The following is a 15,476-nucleotide window of genomic DNA, read 5'->3' as shown; positions in this document are numbered from 1 at the left end:
GAGCGGTACCTGCATGGTGGCACGCCGGCTGCCGGGCCGCAAATGGCGAGCCCTGCGGATCGCCCATCCTGAATCGTGCGCGCCGCCGCAACAGCGGCCGCGAACACACGGCGAAAGCGGCGCCGCATGGACGCCGCCTCCTCGACCACGGCGATCAACTGCGCCGAGCCACGCTGATTGACGTTTAGCCGCGTTTCATCTCATCCAGCGCGAGATTCAGTTGCAGCACGTTCACGCGCGGCTCACCCAGAATGCCGAACTGGCGGCCACTCGTATAACGATCGACCAGCGCTTGCACATCGTTGGCGGCGAGCTTACGGGCTTTCGCCACCCGTTCGATCTGATACGCAGCGGCCGCCGGGCTAATCTCAGGATCGAGACCGCTGCCCGAGGACGTCACCAGATCGACCGGCACCGGCTTCGACATATCCGTGCCGGCAGCCTTCAACGCGTCGATGCGGCCTTTGACTTCGTCGAGCAGCGCCGGGTTGGTCGGCCCGAGATTCGACCCGCCCGAACTCTGCGGGTTGTACGGCGTCGGGCTGGTGGCCGACAGGCGGCCCCAGAAATACTGCGGCGCGTCGAACTGCTGGCCGATCAGCTTCGAGCCGACCACCTTGCCGTCCTGCTCGAGCATGCTGCCGTTGGCCTGATCGTGGAAGGCCGCCTGGCCGACTGCCGTCATCACGGCGGGATAAGCGAGTCCGGTGACGACGGTGAGTACCGCGAAAATCACGATCAGCGGACGGAACAGATTTTTCATGATTGGCAATTCCTTTTGATTTCTGCCGGGCAGACGCTTCTCAAACCCAGCCGAACGCGGCCAGCACCATATCGATCAGCTTGATGCCGATGAACGGCACGATGATGCCGCCCAGGCCATAGATCAGCAGATTGCGGCGCAGCAGGATCGCCGCGCCCAGCGCGCGATAACGCACGCCCTTGAGCGCCAGCGGAATCAGCAGCACGATGATCAGCGCGTTGAAAATCACCGCCGACATGATCGCGGAAGCCGGCGTGGCGAGATGCATCACATTGAGCGCATTCAATGCCGGATAAGTCGTCGCAAACGCGGCCGGGATGATCGCGAAGTACTTGGCGACGTCGTTGGCGATCGAGAAGGTGGTGAGCGAGCCGCGCGTCATCAGCATCTGCTTGCCGATTTCGACGATCTCGATCAGCTTGGTCGGATTGGAATCGAGGTCGACCATGTTGCCGGCTTCCTTCGCCGCTTGCGTGCCGGTGTTCATCGCCACCGCGACGTCGGCCTGCGCGAGCGCCGGGGCGTCGTTGGTGCCGTCGCCGGTCATCGCGACCAGACGGCCTTCCGCCTGGTGCGCGCGAATCGTCGCCAGCTTCGCTTCCGGCGTCGCTTCGGCGAGGAAATCGTCGACGCCTGCTTCCGCTGCAATCGCTGCTGCCGTCAGCCGGTTATCGCCGGTCACCATGATGGTTTTGATGCCCATCTTGCGCAGTTCCGCGAAGCGTTCCTTGATGCCGCCCTTCACCACGTCTTTCAACTCGATCACGCCGAGCACGCGTGCGCCCTGCTCGCCTTTCTCGGCGACCACCAGCGGCGTGCTGCCGCGACGTGCGACCTCGGCCACGACGTTGCTGACTTCGGTCGGGAAACGACCGCCGTGGGCTTCGACGTAATGCTTCACGGCGTCGGACGCGCCCTTGCGGATTTCGCGGCCCGGCGCCCCGGAGGAAGTCCCCTGGGGAAACAGATCGACGCCGCTCATCCGTGTTTGCGCCGAGAAGGCGAGGAACACTGCGTGCAACGAAGCCATATCGCGCTGACGAATGTTGAAGCGCTGCTTGGCGAGCACGACGATGCTGCGGCCTTCCGGCGTTTCGTCGGCCAGAGACGAAAGCTGTGCGGCGTCCGCCAGCGCCTCTTCGGTCAAACCGGGCGCCGGTATGAATTGCGACGCCTGGCGATTTCCCAGCGTGATCGTGCCGGTCTTGTCGAGCAATAGCACGTCGACGTCACCGGCCGCTTCCACCGCGCGGCCCGACGTGGCAATCACGTTCGCCTGCATCATCCGGCTCATACCGGCCACACCGATTGCCGACAACAAACCGCCGATGGTGGTCGGAATCAGACACACCAGCAGCGCGACCAGCGCCGTAATCGTCACGACGTGGCCGGCCTTTGCGGCTTCGACGGAGAACATCGAGAACGGTAGCAGCGTGGCGGTAGCCAGCAACATCACGATCGTCAACGCGACCAGCAGAATCGTCAGCGCGATTTCGTTCGGCGTCTTCTGACGCTTCGCGCCTTCGACCATCGCGATCATGCGGTCGAGAAACGCTTCGCCCGGATTGGCCGTCACACGCACGACGATCCAGTCTGACAGCACGCGCGTCCCACCCGTCACCGACGAAAAATCTCCGCCCGACTCGCGGATCACCGGCGCGGATTCACCCGTGATCGCCGATTCGTCGACCGACGCGACACCGTCGATCACTTCGCCGTCGGCCGGAATCACGTCGCCGGTTTCGACCAGCACGACGTCGTCTTTACGCAGATCGGACGCCGTCAAAATACGGATCGGCGACTTCGGATGCGGCTCGTTGAGCTTCTTGGCCATCACGTCTTTCTTCGCGCTGCGCAGCGACGCCGCCTGAGCCTTCGAACGGCCCTCGGCGAGCGCTTCCGCGAAGTTCGCGAACAGCACCGTGAACCACAGCCACAAGGTGACCGCGAGAATGAAACCCGCGGGTGCCTCGGCCTGGCCTTCGAGCGCGGCGATCCACAGAATGGTCGTCAGAATGCTGCCGACGTACACGCAGAACATCACCGGATTGCGGAACTGGGTGCGCGGCGTGAGCTTTTTGAAGGCGTCCACGATCGCCGGGCGCACCAGCGCCGGATCGAACATGGACCTGGTTGCATTATGTTCAGTCATTGAATCCTCGAATTTCCCGTTTGCGCCTGTTCACTCGTTAGTCCGCAAGGGCCGCCTCAATGGACGCCCATCATCATCAGATGTTCGACACCAGGACCGAGCGCGAGCGCAGGCACATAAGTCAGCGCACCGACCAGCAATACCGTGCCGAGCAGCAGCACGACGAACAGCGGGCCATGAGTCGGCAGCGTGCCGCCGGTCACGCCGATGCGTTTCTTCGCAGCAAGGGAACCGGCGATCGCCAGCACCGGGATGATCGTGCCGAAGCGGCCGAACCACATCGCGATAGCCGTGAGCCAGTTATAAAACGGTGTACTCACGGTGAGGCCGGCAAACGCACTGCCGTTGTTATTGGCGGCCGAGCTGAACGCGTAGAGGATTTCGGAGAAGCCGTGTGCGCCGGGGTTCGCGATACCTGCCTTACCCGCATCGGAGAGCACCGCGATCGACGTGCCCACCAGTACGAGCAGCGGTGTGAGCAGCACCACGATCGACACCATCTTCATCTCGTACGCTTCGATCTTCTTGCCGACGTATTCGGGCGTGCGGCCGATCATCAGCCCGGCCACGAACACGGCCAGCAACGCGAACACAAGCATCCCGTACATACCGGAACCCACGCCGCCGAAGATCACTTCGCCGAGTTGCATCAGCAGCATCGGGTAGAGGCCGCCGATCGGCGTCAGCGAGTCGTGGGTATTGGCGACTGCGCCGCACGAAGCCGCCGTGGTCGCCACCGTGAAGATGCCCGACTGCGCGATACCGAAACGCGTTTCCTTGCCTTCCGCGTTGCCGCCCGACTGCAACGCACTCGCCGACTGATCGACATGCAACGCGGCGAACGCCGGATTGCCGTCTTGCTCCGCGCTGATCTCGCCGACCACGCATGCGGTAAATGCAATCGTCATCGCCGCGAGCACGGCGACACCCTGCTTGCGGTCCGCGATCATTCGCCCGAACACGAGCGCCAATGCCGCCGGGATGATCAGGATCGAGAAGATCTGCAGGAAGTTCGAGAACGGCGTCGGATTTTCGTACAGATGCGCGGAGTTGCCGTTAAAGAAACCGCCGCCGTTGGTGCCGAGCATCTTGATCGCTTCCTGCGATGCGACGGGCCCCATGGCGATGGTCTGCGTCTTCACCGGCGTATCGACCGTGACTGCGTTGCCCTTCGCATCCTTCACCGGATTGCCTTGCGCATCGAGCTTCGGCGCGGCGTACGTGGTGGTTTGCAGCGTCGGCACGTCTTCGTACGACTTGAAGTTCTGGATCACGCCCTGGCTCATCAGCAACGCCGCGATGATCGCCGCCATCGGCAGCAACACGTAAAGCGTCACGCGCGTGAGATCGACCCAGAAGTTGCCGATGGTTTGCGTCGTGTGCCGCGCGAAGCCGCGAATCAGCGCGATCACCACCACAATGCCGGTGGCTGCAGAGAAGAAGTTCTGGACAGTAAAGCCGAGCATCTGCGTCAGATAGCCAACGGTCTGTTCAGGCGTGTAATCCTGCCAGTTCGTATTGGTCACGAAGCTGACCGCCGTATTGAACGCGCCATCCACCGTCATCGCGCCGAACCGCTGCGGGTTGCCCGGCAGCCAGCCTTGCACGCGCAACAGCACGTAAAGAAACAGCACGCCGAGCACGTTGAACGCGAGCGTGGCGATCGCATAATGCTTCCAGCTCATTTCCATCGATGGATCGACGCCCGCGATGCGATACAGCAAACGCTCGAGCGGACCCCCAATGCGGACCACCCGCGAAGTGCCGTCCATCACGGCGCTCAGATAGCGGGCCATCGGCACCGCGGCCGCCAGCAGCACGATGATGAAGAGGCTCGCTTGCAGGACATTGTTCGAGTTCATTCAATGTCCTCCGCGCGCAACAGCGCATAGACCAGGTACACGAACAGCAGCGCGGTCGCCGCCGCCGACAACCAGAGAATCCAGTTCATGAGCGCGCTCCCTGACCGCGCCGGAACTGCATCAGCTTCTCGCAGCCGGCAATCAACGCAAAGGTCAGCGCGGAAAACAGCACCAGCCCCCCGACATACAGCACATCCATTTTTGTTCTCCATTCATGGACTTTGGATAGATGCAACGGTATGCCGAACCGCGTAAAGGGCGGGTCAAAGATCTGAGATGGCGTGTAAAAATCGCGTAAACGGAAAAGGCCGCTCCATCATGAGATGGAACGGCCTTGTGGCGGTGGAGTATGTCGCTTTACGGCAGCAGAATCGTCGAACCCGTGGTACGGCGCGCTTCCAGTTCCGCGTGCGCGAGGCCGACGTCCGCAAGCGCATAGCGCTGATTGATGCTCGTCTTCACCTTGCCCGATACCAGCACGTCGAACAGTTCCGAGGACATCGCCTCGTAGTCGCTGCGTTTGGCCATATAGGTAAAGAGCGTTGGTCGCGTAAAGAACAGCGAGCCGCGTCCGGCGAATTCCGACGAATCGATCGGCGGCAACGGCCCCGACGCATTGCCGAAGCTCACGAACATGCCGAGCGGTGCCAGGCAGTCGAGCGAGGCCGCAAACGTGTCCTTGCCAATCGAGTCGTACACCACCGGCACACCCGCGCCATTGGTGATCTCGCGCACGCGCCTGGTGAAGTTTTCGCGCGTGTACACGATCGCGTGGTCACAGCCGTGCGCTTTGGCGATTTCGGCTTTTTCGTCGGAACCGACCGTGCCGATCACCGTGGCGCCCAACGCCTTCGCCCATTGGCAGACCAGCAGACCGACACCGCCTGCCGCCGCCTGGATCAGGATCGTGTCGCCGGCCTTCACCGGATACGTACGGCGCAGCAGATATTGCGCGGTCAGCCCTTGCAGCATCACGGACGCTGCCTGTTCGTCGCTCAACGCGTCCGGCAGCTTGACGACTTGCGCCGCCGACAGCACACGCTCCTGCGTATACGCGCCGGGCGGCCGCGCGACATAGGCCACGCGATCGCCCGCTGTGAGGCCGGTCACGCCCGCGCCGACCGCCGTCACCTCACCGGCCGCTTCCATACCAAGGCCGCCCGGCAAGGGCAGCGGATACAAGCCCGTACGGAAATACACGTCGATATAGTTCAGGCCGACCGCAGTCTGCTGGATACGAATCTCGCCCGTGCCCGGCTCGCCCACTTCGACGTCGACCCATTTCATCACTTCCGGGCCGCCGGTTTTGTCGAATCGGATTGCTTTGACCATCATGTCTCCTTGATGTGTGATTCAGCTTGATCGTGAAGCGTCAACCCGCTCGTTCAGACCTGTTGCGTGAGGCGCAAGGTCAGCACGTCGAGAATCATGCGCGCCGTTGAAATGTTGGTCGCGCACGGAATGTTGTGCACGTCGCACGCCCGCACCAGCGCGTTGATGTCCGGTTCGTGCGGCTGCGGCGTCATCGGGTCGCGTAGAAAGATCACCATGTCCACGCGCCCTTCCGCGAGCTGTGCGCCGATCTGCAAGTCACCCCCATGCGGACCGGACAACATGCGTTCGACCGTGAGGCCGTGCGCGTCGCCGATGCGCGTGCCGGTCGTGCCTGTCGCGACGATCTCGCAGCGCCTGAGCGTATCGACGTATTCGCCGGCCAGCTTGACGATGTCGTCTTTCTTGTGATCGTGCGCGATCAGCGCAATGCGGGTGGTCATGACGTAAGACTCCTGAAACCGTTGTGATTGTCGTTGTTGTAGTGATGAAACCGGGTGTTCGGAACGTCGCCGCTCAGAACGTGCCGGGATAAGCGCCACCGTCTATCAGCCAGTTCTGGCCGGTGATGTAGCCGGCATGCGTGCTGCACAGGAACGCGCAGGCGCGGCCGAATTCATCGCGATGGCCGAAGCGGCCGGCGGGGATCGTCTTCATGCGCTCCTTGCGCGCCTCGTCGACGGAAATGTTTTTCGCCTTGGCCTGCGCTTCAAACGTAACCGCGATGCGGTCGGTGTCGAACAGACCCGGCAACAGGTTGTTGATCGTCACGCCGGTCGGCGCGACCTTCCGCGCCAGTCCCGCCACAAAACCCGTCAATCCCGAGCGCGCGCCGTTCGATAAACCGAGTACGTCGATCGGCGCCTTGACCGCCGAACTCGTGATGTTGACGATGCGGCCATAACCGCGCGCGCTCATCGAGTCGAGGGTCGCGCGGATCAGTTCGATCGGCGTCAGCATGTTGCTCTCCAGCGCGCGAATCCAGTCTTCGTGCGTGAAGTTGCGGAAGTCTCCCGGCGGCGGGCCGCCCGCGTTGTTGACCAGAATGTCCGGCTGCGGACAGGCCGCGAGCGCGGCGGCGCGGCCCTCGGGGGTGGTGATGTCGCACGCCACGGTCTTCACCTCGACGCCACTCTGCTTGCGGATCTCGGCGGCGGTCGCCTCCAGGGTCTCGGCGGTGCGCGCGACGATCGTCAGATTGACGCCTTCGGCGGCGAGCGCTTCCGCGCAGCCGCGTCCAAGTCCCTTGCTAGCCGCGCAAACCAGCGCGGTACGTCCTGCAATTCCCATGTCCATGTATGTGTCCTCGAGGGGTAGTCTTGCCGAATCGTTGCGATGTTCCCCCCCGATTCTAGAAGAATCGGTGCCGGACTGCGCCGGATCACTGCAATCTCCGGTATCTTCCGGCGGCACTCTTTCGGTAAACTTGCGCCGTGGCGCGTCCGTCAGCCGGTTTCAGGCCGTGCGGCGCGCCGAACCGATCCCTCTAGCCGCCGCTTGCGCCCCCGCCATGACCCAGGACAGCCGTTTTCCCAATCTTTTCATCCTCGATCACCCGCTGATCCAGCACAAGCTGTCGCATATGCGCGACCGGGACACCTCGACTCGCACGTTCCGCGAACTGCTGCGCGAAATCACGCTGCTGATGGGCTACGAGATCACCCGCAATCTGCCGATGACCACGCGCCGCCTCACCACGCCGCTGGTCGAAATCGACGCACCGGTGATCGCCGGCAAAAAACTGGCGATCGTGCCGGTGCTGCGTGCCGGCATCGGCATGTCGGACGGGTTGCTGGAGCTGGTGCCGTCGGCGCGCGTGGGCCATATCGGCGTGTACCGTGCCGAGGATCATCGCCCGGTCGAATATCTGGTGCGACTGCCGGATCTGGAAGACCGCGTGTTCATTCTGTGCGATCCGATGGTCGCAACGGGTTACTCGGCCGTGCATGCCGTGGATGTCCTCAAGCGCCGCAACGTGGCCGGCGAAAACATCTTGTTCCTCGCCCTGGTGGCCGCCCCGGAAGGCGTGCAGGTCTTCCAGGACGCGCATCCGGACGTCAAGCTGTACGTCGCCTCGCTCGATTCGCATCTGAACGAGCACGCGTACATCGTGCCGGGTCTCGGCGACGCCGGCGACCGCCTGTTCGGCACGAAAAATTGAAAGCGGACTGAAAAAATGCAGCGGCGGAGCGCAAAACCCCGCCGCGCCGTTTCCGGCTATGCGGGCACGATCGACAGTTCGAGACGCTTGCCGAGAGCGGCTAGCGCCGACGCGATCGTGTCGATCTTCGTGACGTGCCCAAGGTCGATGACGCGCTGGATGTCCTGCGCACGTGTATGAAGTCGCCTCGCCAATTCAGAAGGCGACACCTTTTGCGCGAGCATTTCGTTGAGCAGCAGCACTTTCGCAGCCAGGCTAGCAGGCAGTTCGACCAGCTCTTCGCCACGCCGTGCTTTTGACGGCAACGGCACTTGCCGTTTGTCTTCGAAGTAGAAGTCCATCGCCGTTGCCAGCGCGTCGGCCGCCATTTCGCGCGCCTCTTCAAGCGTTGCGCCCGAAGTCAGCGCCTCCGGAATATCGCGAAAAGAAACGGTAAATCCGGCTTCGTCTGCTTCGATGCGAGCGGGATAGCGAAACATAGGTAACTCTCCGTGGTCCCTTGACGGGAAAAGCTTGGGCGGTGATGAAGCCCCTTACGGGGCTTGCCTCTAGTTGCATTTCAGTTGCTTAAGAATTGCTTTGCGAAGCGGCTCCGAAATCTCGTGAGCGGGATGCCTCGGCAGTGTGGTCTGCCGCCCGTTCAGATACACCTTCAAATGTTTGCTGCCCTGTTCGAAAGTCGCCCCTTGGTCAGCGAGCCAACGTCTGAACTCGCTTTGCTTCGCCGGCCCTCCTGTGTTCATGAACACAGGTCACAATATAAACAAAAATGTTTATATCGACAAGACCGACGATGACATTCGAAGGTAAGCGCCAAACCCGCCAGGCCCGCAAGACGCGCCTGCCGCGTACTTTCGCCTCATCCGGGCTCTGCCGCACCCCCGCGGCGTGATAAAATTCGAATCCGCTCAAAGAGCGGCTCAACTTGCACAACCGCCCGGCGCGTCGCGCCTTTGCGCGGGGCCTGCCGGGACCGGCGCAGTGTTTGCCGTCCGCTGGCCGCACCGCCCCGCCCTAACCGCGCTGCCGACCTTCAGTCCCGCTAGCCGGGCCTGGCTGGGTGTGATCAAGCTGAAAAAGGTCTAACCCGAGCGGCTTGACACCGCGCGGTCCGACATCGAGGCGCAAGATCGCAATCACACGCGCAAGCGCCCGACATCGCAACGACAATTGCACTATGCGTGCGCCCCGCTGGCGCGCGCGATGGAGAAAGGTATGGCGGGTCATTCGAAATGGGCCAACATCAAGCATAAGAAAGCAGCGGCCGATGCCAAGCGCGGCAAGGTCTGGACGCGGCTCATCAAGGAAATCCAGGTCGGGGCCCGCATGGGTGGCGGCGACATCGACTCGAATCCGCGTCTGCGGCTCGCCGTCGAAAAGGCGTACGACGCCAACATGCCGAAAGACAACGTCAACCGCGCGATCCAGCGCGGCGTGGGCGGCGTCGACGGCGCAAGCTACGAAGAAATCCGCTACGAAGGCTACGGCATCGGCGGCGCGGCGGTGATCGTGGATACCATGACCGACAACCGTACCCGTACGGTGGCGGACGTGCGTCACGCGTTCTCGAAGAACGGCGGCAACATGGGCACGGACGGCTCGGTGTCGTTCATGTTCGACCACGTCGGCCAGTTCCTGTTCGCGCCCGGCACGCCGGAAGACAAGCTGATGGAAGCCGCGCTCGAAGCCGGCGCTGACGACGTCGTCACGAATGAAGACGGCAGTATCGAGGTGCTGTGCCCGCCGAACGATTTCCTGAAGGTGAAGACCGCGCTCGAAACCGCGGGCTTCAAGGCCGAACTGGCCGAGGTGACGATGAAACCTCAGACGGAAGTCGAATTCACCGGCGACGACGCGGTGAAAATGCAGAAGCTGCTCGACGCGCTGGAAAGTCTGGACGACGTGCAGGAAGTCTATACAAACGCCGCGATCGCCGACGAATGAGCGTGCCCCCGGCGGCCTCTTTGTACGCACCGTACACGCCGCCGGCACGCCCTCGCGTTGCTGCTGAGCCGGTGTTTGCCTACCGTCCGCACCGCCTCCACGCGGGTTCGCAATGTGGCCTGCGCCACCGCCGGGGCTGCCGCCCTGTGCGAACCTCGCTGTTATTCCACTGCTGAGCGCGTTGCTTCAGCCGTTTATGGTTTTTAAGTCTCGGGGATTCACATGAAGTTACTCGTCGTCGGTTCCGGCGGTCGCGAACATGCGCTCGCATGGAAGCTCGCGCAATCGCCGCGGGTCCAACTCGTCTATGTTGCGCCCGGCAACGGCGGCACCGCCCAGGACGAGCGTCTGCGCAACGTCGACATCACCGATCCGGCCGCGCTCGCCGATTTCGTCGAGAAAGAACAGATCGCCTTCACGCTGGTCGGGCCGGAAGGGCCGCTCGCCGCTGGTATCGTCAACCTGTTCCGCTCGCGCGGTCTGAAAATTTTCGGACCGAGCAAGGAAGCCGCGCAGCTCGAAAGCTCGAAAGACTTCGCCAAGGCGTTCATGAAGCGCCATGCGATCCCGACCGCCGAATACGAAACTTTCGCCGACGCCGCCGCTGCGCACGCGTATCTCGACGCCAAGGGCGCACCGATCGTCATCAAGGCCGACGGCCTTGCCGCCGGCAAAGGCGTGGTGGTCGCGCAAACGCTGGAAGAAGCGCACGCCGCGGTCGATATGATGCTGTCCGACAACAAGCTGGGCGATGCCGGCGCGCGCGTCGTGATCGAGGAATTCCTCGCCGGCGAAGAAGCGAGCTTCATTGTGATGGTGGACGGCAAGCATGTGCTGGCACTCGCTTCGAGCCAGGACCACAAGCGTCTGCTCGACGCCGACCAGGGTCCGAACACCGGCGGCATGGGTGCCTATTCGCCCGCGCCGATCGTCACGCCGCAACTGCATGCCCGCGTGATGCGCGAGATCATCCAGCCCACCGTGCGGGGTATGGAGAAGGAAGGCATCCGCTTCACCGGCTTCCTGTATGCCGGTCTGATGATCGACGCGCAAGGCAATCCCAAGACGCTCGAATTCAACTGCCGCATGGGCGACCCGGAGACGCAGCCGATCATGGCGCGCCTGAAAGGCGACTTTTCGAAGGTGGTCGAGCAGGCGATTGCCGGCACGCTCGATACAATCGAACTCGAATGGGACCGCCGTACCGCGCTGGGTGTCGTGCTCGCCGCCTATAACTATCCGGACACGCCGCGCAAGGGCGACCGCATCAGCGACATTCCGGCTGAAACGGCGGATTCGGTCACTTTCCACGCCGGCACCACGCTCGCCAACGGCAAGCTGACTACCTCGGGCGGCCGTGTGTTGTGCGTGGTCGGCCTGGCGGATTCGGTGCGCAGCGCGCAATCGGTCGCGTACGAGACGATTAACCAGATCTCGTTCGACGGCATGCAATATCGCCGCGACATTGGCTACCGTGCGTTGAACCGCAAGCACGACGCCAAGACCGAAGGCAAGCACTAAGCCACACCCCCACTTGCCCGCGTGCGGCGCCATCGGCGCTACACTGCGGGTTTTCGCGGTCATTGCGGCGCCCACCGCGCCCCTGTGGGCTCAGCCGGGCCGATGTCCTGCGCCCGGGCGCAAACCACCGTGGTGCCGAGCCCTCGCAGGACGATCCTGACAAAGGCCCGGCCGTCGCCCTTCACGAAGAACCCGCGGCACGATGAGCGTGCCGCCCTCAGCATCTGCATTCATGACCGATTCGAGCTATGACGCACAGGCCGTGCGCAGCTGGCTGCAAGGCCTGCAAACGCATATCGCGGACACGCTCGGCGCGTTCGACGGTAAGCCGTTCGCGACCGACGCATGGCAGCGCGCCCCCGGCGAAAAGCTGCGCGGCGGCGGCTGCACGCGGATTCTCGAAGGCGGCAACTTCTTCGAGCGGGCCGGCATCGGCTTCTCGGACGTAGCAGGCGACACCTTGCCGGGTTCGGCGAGCGCCGCGCGCCCGCAAATGGCCGGGCGCGGATTCGAAGCGATGGGCGTGTCGCTCGTGCTGCATCCGCACAATCCGCACTGCCCGACCGTGCATATGAACGTGCGTCTGCTGATCGCCACCAAGCCGGGCGAAGAGCCGGTGTTCTGGTTCGGCGGCGGCATGGATCTGACGCCGTACTATGGCTACGAGGAAGACGCACAGCATTTCCATCGCGTGTGCCGCGATGCGCTGCAGCCTTATGGCGCGGACCTCTACCCGACTTTCAAGCGCTGGTGCGACGAGTACTTCTTCCTCAAGCACCGCAACGAACCACGCGGCATCGGCGGGATTTTCTTCGACGATTTCTCGGCGCCGGGCTTCGATCAATCCTTCGCGATGCTGAAAAGCGTCGGCGAGGGATTCCTCAAAGCGTATATGCCGATCATCGAAAAACGCCGCAACATTCCGTACGGCGAGGCCGAGCGCGATTTCCAGGCATACCGGCGCGGCCGTTACGTCGAATTCAATCTGGTCTTCGACCGTGGCACACTGTTTGGGCTGCAGAGCGGCGGACGCACCGAATCGATTCTGATGTCGATGCCGCCTGTGGTGAACTGGCGCTACAACTGGCAACCCGAACCGGGTACGCCGGAAGCGCGTCTTTACAGCGATTTTCTCGTGCCGCGCGAGTGGGTGTGAGGCGTTAAGCCCGCACCGCACTAAACGTGATCACGACAAAGGACCCTCACCTGAAGCCGAACGCTCATCCTGTCGCCCTGCCTCGCCGGATCGGACTGCTCGGCGGCACTTTCGATCCGATCCACGACGGCCATCTCGCGCTCGCGCGGCGTTTCGCCGACGTGCTGCAACTGACCGAACTGGTGTTGCTGCCGGCCGGCCAGCCGTGGCAGAAAACGGACGTGTCGGCCGCTGAACACAGGCTGGCGATGACCCGCGCCGCCGCCAGCGCGTTGCTGCTGCCGGGCGTGACCGTGCGGGTCGCGACCGACGAAATCGAACACGACGGTCCGACTTACACCATCAACACGCTGCAACTGTGGCGCGAACGCGAAGGTCAGAATGTGTCGATTGCGCTTCTGGTCGGCGCGGATCAACTGGTGCATCTCGACACATGGCGCGACTGGCGGCGCCTGTTCGACTTTGCGCATATTTGCGCGGCCACGCGGCCCGGTTTCGACCTTGCGTCGATTCCGCCCGCGGTCGCGAGAGAAATCGACGCGCGCCGTGCCCGCGCCGACGTTCTGCAAGCCACCCCCTGCGGCCACTTGCTGATCGATACGACGCTTGCGTTCAACGTCTCGGCCACCGACATTCGCGCGCACCTGCGCGAACAGGTGAGCCAGCGACTCGCCCACGTGGGCGACGAACAGCAAGACCAGGCCGCGAGCCATGTCCCCGCTGCGGTGTGGGACTATATTCTTCAACATCATCTGTACCACCGGTAACCCCATGGATATTCGCAAACTGCAACGCGTGATCGTCGACGCACTCGAAGACGTCAAAGCGCAAGACATCAAGGTGTTCAACACCAGCCACCTGACCGCCCTGTTCGATCGCGTGATCGTCGCGAGCGGCACCTCGAACCGCCAGACCAAGGCGCTCGCTTCGAGCGTGCGCGAGAGCGTCAAGGAAAACGGCGGCGACGTGATCAGCACCGAAGGCGAGGACGTCGGCGAATGGGTGCTGGTCGATTGCGGCGACGCGATCGTGCACATCCTGCAACCGGCGCTGCGCCAGTACTACAACCTCGAAGAAATCTGGGGCGACAAGCCCGTGCGCATCAAGCTGTCGACGCCGAATCCGTTCGGGGGCGCAAGCGCAAGCGAGCCGCTCGACGACGAGGACGAAGAGGAGGCGCCTGCTGCAAAGCCCGCACGCAAGACGCCGGCGCGCCGCAAGTAAGCACGCTTTAGCCGGCATGCCTTTAGTGCGCAACCCTGGTTCGCGATTGCATCCACAATTGCATCCGCGCTTGGATCCGTGATGAAACTGCACATCCTCGCCGTCGGCCACAAGATGCCGGACTGGATCGCCACCGGCTTCGACGAGTACGCGAAGCGCATGCCGCCCGAGCTGCGCATCGAGCTGCGCGAGATCAAGCCCGAGCAACGTTCGTCGGGGCGGCCGGCGGAAAGCGTGATGGCCGCCGAGCGGCAGAAAATCGAAGCCGCGTTGCCGAAGAACGCGCGCATCGTCGCGCTCGATGAACGCGGCAAGGACTGGACCACGATGCAGCTCGCCGGTGCCCTGCCGGGCTGGCAGCAGGACGGCCGCGACGTGGCGTTTCTGATCGGCGGCGCCGACGGGCTCGATCCCGATCTGAAAGCACGCGCCGATATGCTGCTGCGCGTCTCCAGCCTGACACTGCCGCACGCGATGGTCCGCGTGCTGCTCGCCGAACAGCTTTACCGCGCGTGGACCATCACGCAAAATCACCCCTATCACCGCGCGTGAGCGAACGAGACTGCCGGCAGGATCGCGCGTTTTGTCTCGTTTTCCTGCGCTGATTGACGCGCTTATCAGTGCGTTTTTCGACACGCGTATCGACACGCTGATCGACGCTTGAATGACAAGCTCATCGGGCGCTCGTCGCGCGTTCATGCAATCCGCTTCATCGAGACCTGTTCATGCCAACGCCCGCCGCCTCGCTGCATCCATTCGTCTACCTCGCGTCCCAGAGCCCGCGCCGTCAGGAGTTGTTGCAACAACTGGGCGTGCGATTCGAACTGCTGCTGCCGCGTCCCGATGAAGATGCCGAAGCGCTCGAAGCCGAGCTGCCCGGCGAGCGCGCGCACGACTACGTGCAACGCGTGTGCATCGCGAAGGCGCATGCCGCGCGCGCGCGTCTCGTCGCGGGCGGCCATGCCGTTCGACCGATTCTGGTTGCCGACACAACCGTCACGATCGACGACGCGATCCTCGGCAAGCCCGTCGACGCCGACGACGCCGTCGCGATGCTCACGCGCCTCGCGGGTCGCGATCACGAAGTATTGACGGCCGTCACGGTGGTCGATGCGGAAGGCACTTTGCTGCCCACCGTGCGGTCAGTATCGACGGTGCGGTTTGCTGCACTGCACGCGGATGCCGTGCGCCGCTACGCCGCGAGCGGCGAGCCGCTCGGCAAGGCGGGCGCGTATGGCGTGCAAGGACGTGCCGCCGAGTTTATCGAGCATATCGACGGGTCCTATTCAGGTATCATGGGTTTGCCACTTTTTGAAACCGCTGCCCTCCTGCGTGCAGCGCGCATCGACTTCTAAAATAAC

At 63.3% G+C, this 15,476-nt stretch carries 18 protein-coding genes; 8 read left to right on the top strand and 10 right to left on the bottom strand.

Translation table 11 applies throughout. The features are described 5' to 3' along the window. Nucleotides 1–184 precede the first annotated feature (184 nt). The 8 genes from kdpC to ACAX43_RS22170 all read right to left on the bottom strand — a co-directional run bounded on the left by kdpC (nt 185) and on the right by ACAX43_RS22170 (nt 7,405). Nucleotides 185–763: a potassium-transporting ATPase subunit KdpC gene (gene kdpC, locus ACAX43_RS22205; protein ID WP_370710566.1), complete on the bottom strand. Its 579-nt coding sequence runs from the start codon at nt 761–763 to the stop codon at nt 185–187. A gap of 40 nt (nt 764–803) precedes the next feature. Continuing rightward, nucleotides 804–2,915: a potassium-transporting ATPase subunit KdpB gene (gene kdpB / locus ACAX43_RS22200; RefSeq protein ID WP_370710565.1), complete on the bottom strand. Its 2,112-nt coding sequence runs from the start codon at nt 2,913–2,915 to the stop codon at nt 804–806. Between the two features lie 56 nt (nt 2,916–2,971). Then, nucleotides 2,972–4,777, bottom strand: a complete 1,806-nt coding sequence (gene kdpA, locus ACAX43_RS22195) for a potassium-transporting ATPase subunit KdpA (RefSeq protein ID WP_370710564.1) — start codon at nt 4,775–4,777, stop codon at nt 2,972–2,974. Further along, nucleotides 4,774–4,866 (bottom strand): K(+)-transporting ATPase subunit F, encoded by a 93-nt coding sequence (gene kdpF, locus ACAX43_RS22190; RefSeq protein WP_370710563.1) that lies wholly within the window; start codon nt 4,864–4,866, stop codon nt 4,774–4,776. The genes kdpA and kdpF overlap by 4 nt, the downstream gene beginning before the upstream one ends. After that, nucleotides 4,863–4,976, bottom strand: a complete 114-nt coding sequence (locus ACAX43_RS22185; protein ID WP_120345708.1) for a potassium ABC transporter ATPase — start codon at nt 4,974–4,976, stop codon at nt 4,863–4,865. Before ACAX43_RS22185 ends, kdpF begins: the two co-directional genes overlap by 4 nt. A gap of 158 nt (nt 4,977–5,134) precedes the next feature. Next, nucleotides 5,135–6,109, bottom strand: coding sequence for a quinone oxidoreductase (locus ACAX43_RS22180; RefSeq protein WP_370710632.1), 975 nt, complete (start codon nt 6,107–6,109; stop codon nt 5,135–5,137). 53 nt (nt 6,110–6,162) lie between these two features. After that, entirely contained in the window at nt 6,163–6,552 is a 390-nt protein-coding gene (locus ACAX43_RS22175) for a methylglyoxal synthase (RefSeq protein ID WP_325044252.1), read from the bottom strand. A gap of 73 nt (nt 6,553–6,625) precedes the next feature. Beyond that, nucleotides 6,626–7,405 (bottom strand): SDR family oxidoreductase, encoded by a 780-nt coding sequence (locus ACAX43_RS22170; RefSeq protein WP_370710562.1) that lies wholly within the window; start codon nt 7,403–7,405, stop codon nt 6,626–6,628. A 214-nt stretch (nt 7,406–7,619) separates the two neighbouring features. Here ACAX43_RS22170 and upp point away from each other — a divergent pair, with 214 nt between their 5' ends. Then, the gene (gene upp / locus ACAX43_RS22165; protein ID WP_011487457.1) at nt 7,620–8,270 is read left to right on the top strand and encodes a uracil phosphoribosyltransferase; all 651 of its coding nucleotides are present in this window, start codon (nt 7,620–7,622) and stop codon (nt 8,268–8,270) included. Nucleotides 8,271–8,326: 56 nt separating this feature from the next. Here upp and ACAX43_RS22160 read toward each other — a convergent pair whose 3' ends face one another. Next, nucleotides 8,327–8,749: a type II toxin-antitoxin system HicB family antitoxin gene (locus ACAX43_RS22160; protein WP_154562237.1), complete on the bottom strand. Its 423-nt coding sequence runs from the start codon at nt 8,747–8,749 to the stop codon at nt 8,327–8,329. A 69-nt stretch (nt 8,750–8,818) separates the two neighbouring features. After that, complete coding sequence (locus ACAX43_RS22155; protein ID WP_370710561.1) at nt 8,819–9,013, bottom strand: type II toxin-antitoxin system HicA family toxin; 195 nt, start codon at nt 9,011–9,013, stop codon at nt 8,819–8,821. A gap of 472 nt (nt 9,014–9,485) precedes the next feature. Here ACAX43_RS22155 and ACAX43_RS22150 point away from each other — a divergent pair, with 472 nt between their 5' ends. The 7 genes from ACAX43_RS22150 to ACAX43_RS22120 all read left to right on the top strand — a co-directional run bounded on the left by ACAX43_RS22150 (nt 9,486) and on the right by ACAX43_RS22120 (nt 15,470). Next, a complete protein-coding gene (locus ACAX43_RS22150; protein WP_370710560.1) occupies nt 9,486–10,214 on the top strand; it encodes a YebC/PmpR family DNA-binding transcriptional regulator in 729 nt (242 codons plus the stop codon). Between the two features lie 222 nt (nt 10,215–10,436). After that, a complete protein-coding gene (purD, locus tag ACAX43_RS22145; RefSeq protein ID WP_370710559.1) occupies nt 10,437–11,735 on the top strand; it encodes a phosphoribosylamine--glycine ligase in 1,299 nt (432 codons plus the stop codon). A 232-nt stretch (nt 11,736–11,967) separates the two neighbouring features. After that, complete coding sequence (hemF, locus tag ACAX43_RS22140) at nt 11,968–12,891, top strand: oxygen-dependent coproporphyrinogen oxidase (RefSeq protein WP_370710558.1); 924 nt, start codon at nt 11,968–11,970, stop codon at nt 12,889–12,891. A 26-nt stretch (nt 12,892–12,917) separates the two neighbouring features. Next, nucleotides 12,918–13,658 carry a nicotinate-nucleotide adenylyltransferase gene (locus ACAX43_RS22135; protein ID WP_370710557.1) on the top strand — a complete coding sequence of 247 codons (741 nt, stop codon included), beginning with the start codon at nt 12,918–12,920 and terminating at the stop codon, nt 13,656–13,658. Between the two features lie 4 nt (nt 13,659–13,662). Beyond that, a complete protein-coding gene (gene rsfS / locus ACAX43_RS22130) occupies nt 13,663–14,115 on the top strand; it encodes a ribosome silencing factor (protein WP_370710556.1) in 453 nt (150 codons plus the stop codon). 81 nt (nt 14,116–14,196) lie between these two features. Beyond that, on the top strand, nt 14,197–14,667 hold the full coding sequence (gene rlmH, locus ACAX43_RS22125; protein WP_063495252.1) for a 23S rRNA (pseudouridine(1915)-N(3))-methyltransferase RlmH: 471 nt from the start codon (nt 14,197–14,199) through the stop codon (nt 14,665–14,667). A 173-nt stretch (nt 14,668–14,840) separates the two neighbouring features. Then, nucleotides 14,841–15,470, top strand: a complete 630-nt coding sequence (locus ACAX43_RS22120) for a nucleoside triphosphate pyrophosphatase (RefSeq protein WP_370710555.1) — start codon at nt 14,841–14,843, stop codon at nt 15,468–15,470. Nucleotides 15,471–15,476 lie beyond the last annotated feature (6 nt).

The organism is Paraburkholderia sp. IW21 (assembly GCF_041321145.1).
Lineage (GTDB): Bacteria > Pseudomonadota > Gammaproteobacteria > Burkholderiales > Burkholderiaceae > Paraburkholderia.
The sequence above is the reverse complement of the archived record's forward strand: the minus strand, read 5'-3'. Positions and strand labels throughout refer to the sequence as shown.

Coding starts and splice junctions, on each gene's coding strand:
- kdpC (WP_370710566.1), bottom strand. CDS start 763: ATGAAAAATCTGTTCCGTCCGCTGATCGTGATTTTCGCGGTACTCACC.
- kdpB (WP_370710565.1), bottom strand. CDS start 2,915: ATGACTGAACATAATGCAACCAGGTCCATGTTCGATCCGGCGCTGGTG.
- kdpA (WP_370710564.1), bottom strand. CDS start 4,777: ATGAACTCGAACAATGTCCTGCAAGCGAGCCTCTTCATCATCGTGCTG.
- kdpF (WP_370710563.1), bottom strand. CDS start 4,866: ATGAACTGGATTCTCTGGTTGTCGGCGGCGGCGACCGCGCTGCTGTTC.
- ACAX43_RS22185 (WP_120345708.1), bottom strand. CDS start 4,976: ATGGATGTGCTGTATGTCGGGGGGCTGGTGCTGTTTTCCGCGCTGACC.
- ACAX43_RS22180 (WP_370710632.1), bottom strand. CDS start 6,109: ATGGTCAAAGCAATCCGATTCGACAAAACCGGCGGCCCGGAAGTGATG.
- ACAX43_RS22175 (WP_325044252.1), bottom strand. CDS start 6,552: ATGACCACCCGCATTGCGCTGATCGCGCACGATCACAAGAAAGACGAC.
- ACAX43_RS22170 (WP_370710562.1), bottom strand. CDS start 7,405: ATGGACATGGGAATTGCAGGACGTACCGCGCTGGTTTGCGCGGCTAGC.
- upp (WP_011487457.1), top strand. CDS start 7,620: ATGACCCAGGACAGCCGTTTTCCCAATCTTTTCATCCTCGATCACCCG.
- ACAX43_RS22160 (WP_154562237.1), bottom strand. CDS start 8,749: ATGTTTCGCTATCCCGCTCGCATCGAAGCAGACGAAGCCGGATTTACC.
- ACAX43_RS22155 (WP_370710561.1), bottom strand. CDS start 9,013: ATGAACACAGGAGGGCCGGCGAAGCAAAGCGAGTTCAGACGTTGGCTC.
- ACAX43_RS22150 (WP_370710560.1), top strand. CDS start 9,486: ATGGCGGGTCATTCGAAATGGGCCAACATCAAGCATAAGAAAGCAGCG.
- purD (WP_370710559.1), top strand. CDS start 10,437: ATGAAGTTACTCGTCGTCGGTTCCGGCGGTCGCGAACATGCGCTCGCA.
- hemF (WP_370710558.1), top strand. CDS start 11,968: ATGACCGATTCGAGCTATGACGCACAGGCCGTGCGCAGCTGGCTGCAA.
- rsfS (WP_370710556.1), top strand. CDS start 13,663: ATGGATATTCGCAAACTGCAACGCGTGATCGTCGACGCACTCGAAGAC.
- rlmH (WP_063495252.1), top strand. CDS start 14,197: ATGAAACTGCACATCCTCGCCGTCGGCCACAAGATGCCGGACTGGATC.
- ACAX43_RS22120 (WP_370710555.1), top strand. CDS start 14,841: ATGCCAACGCCCGCCGCCTCGCTGCATCCATTCGTCTACCTCGCGTCC.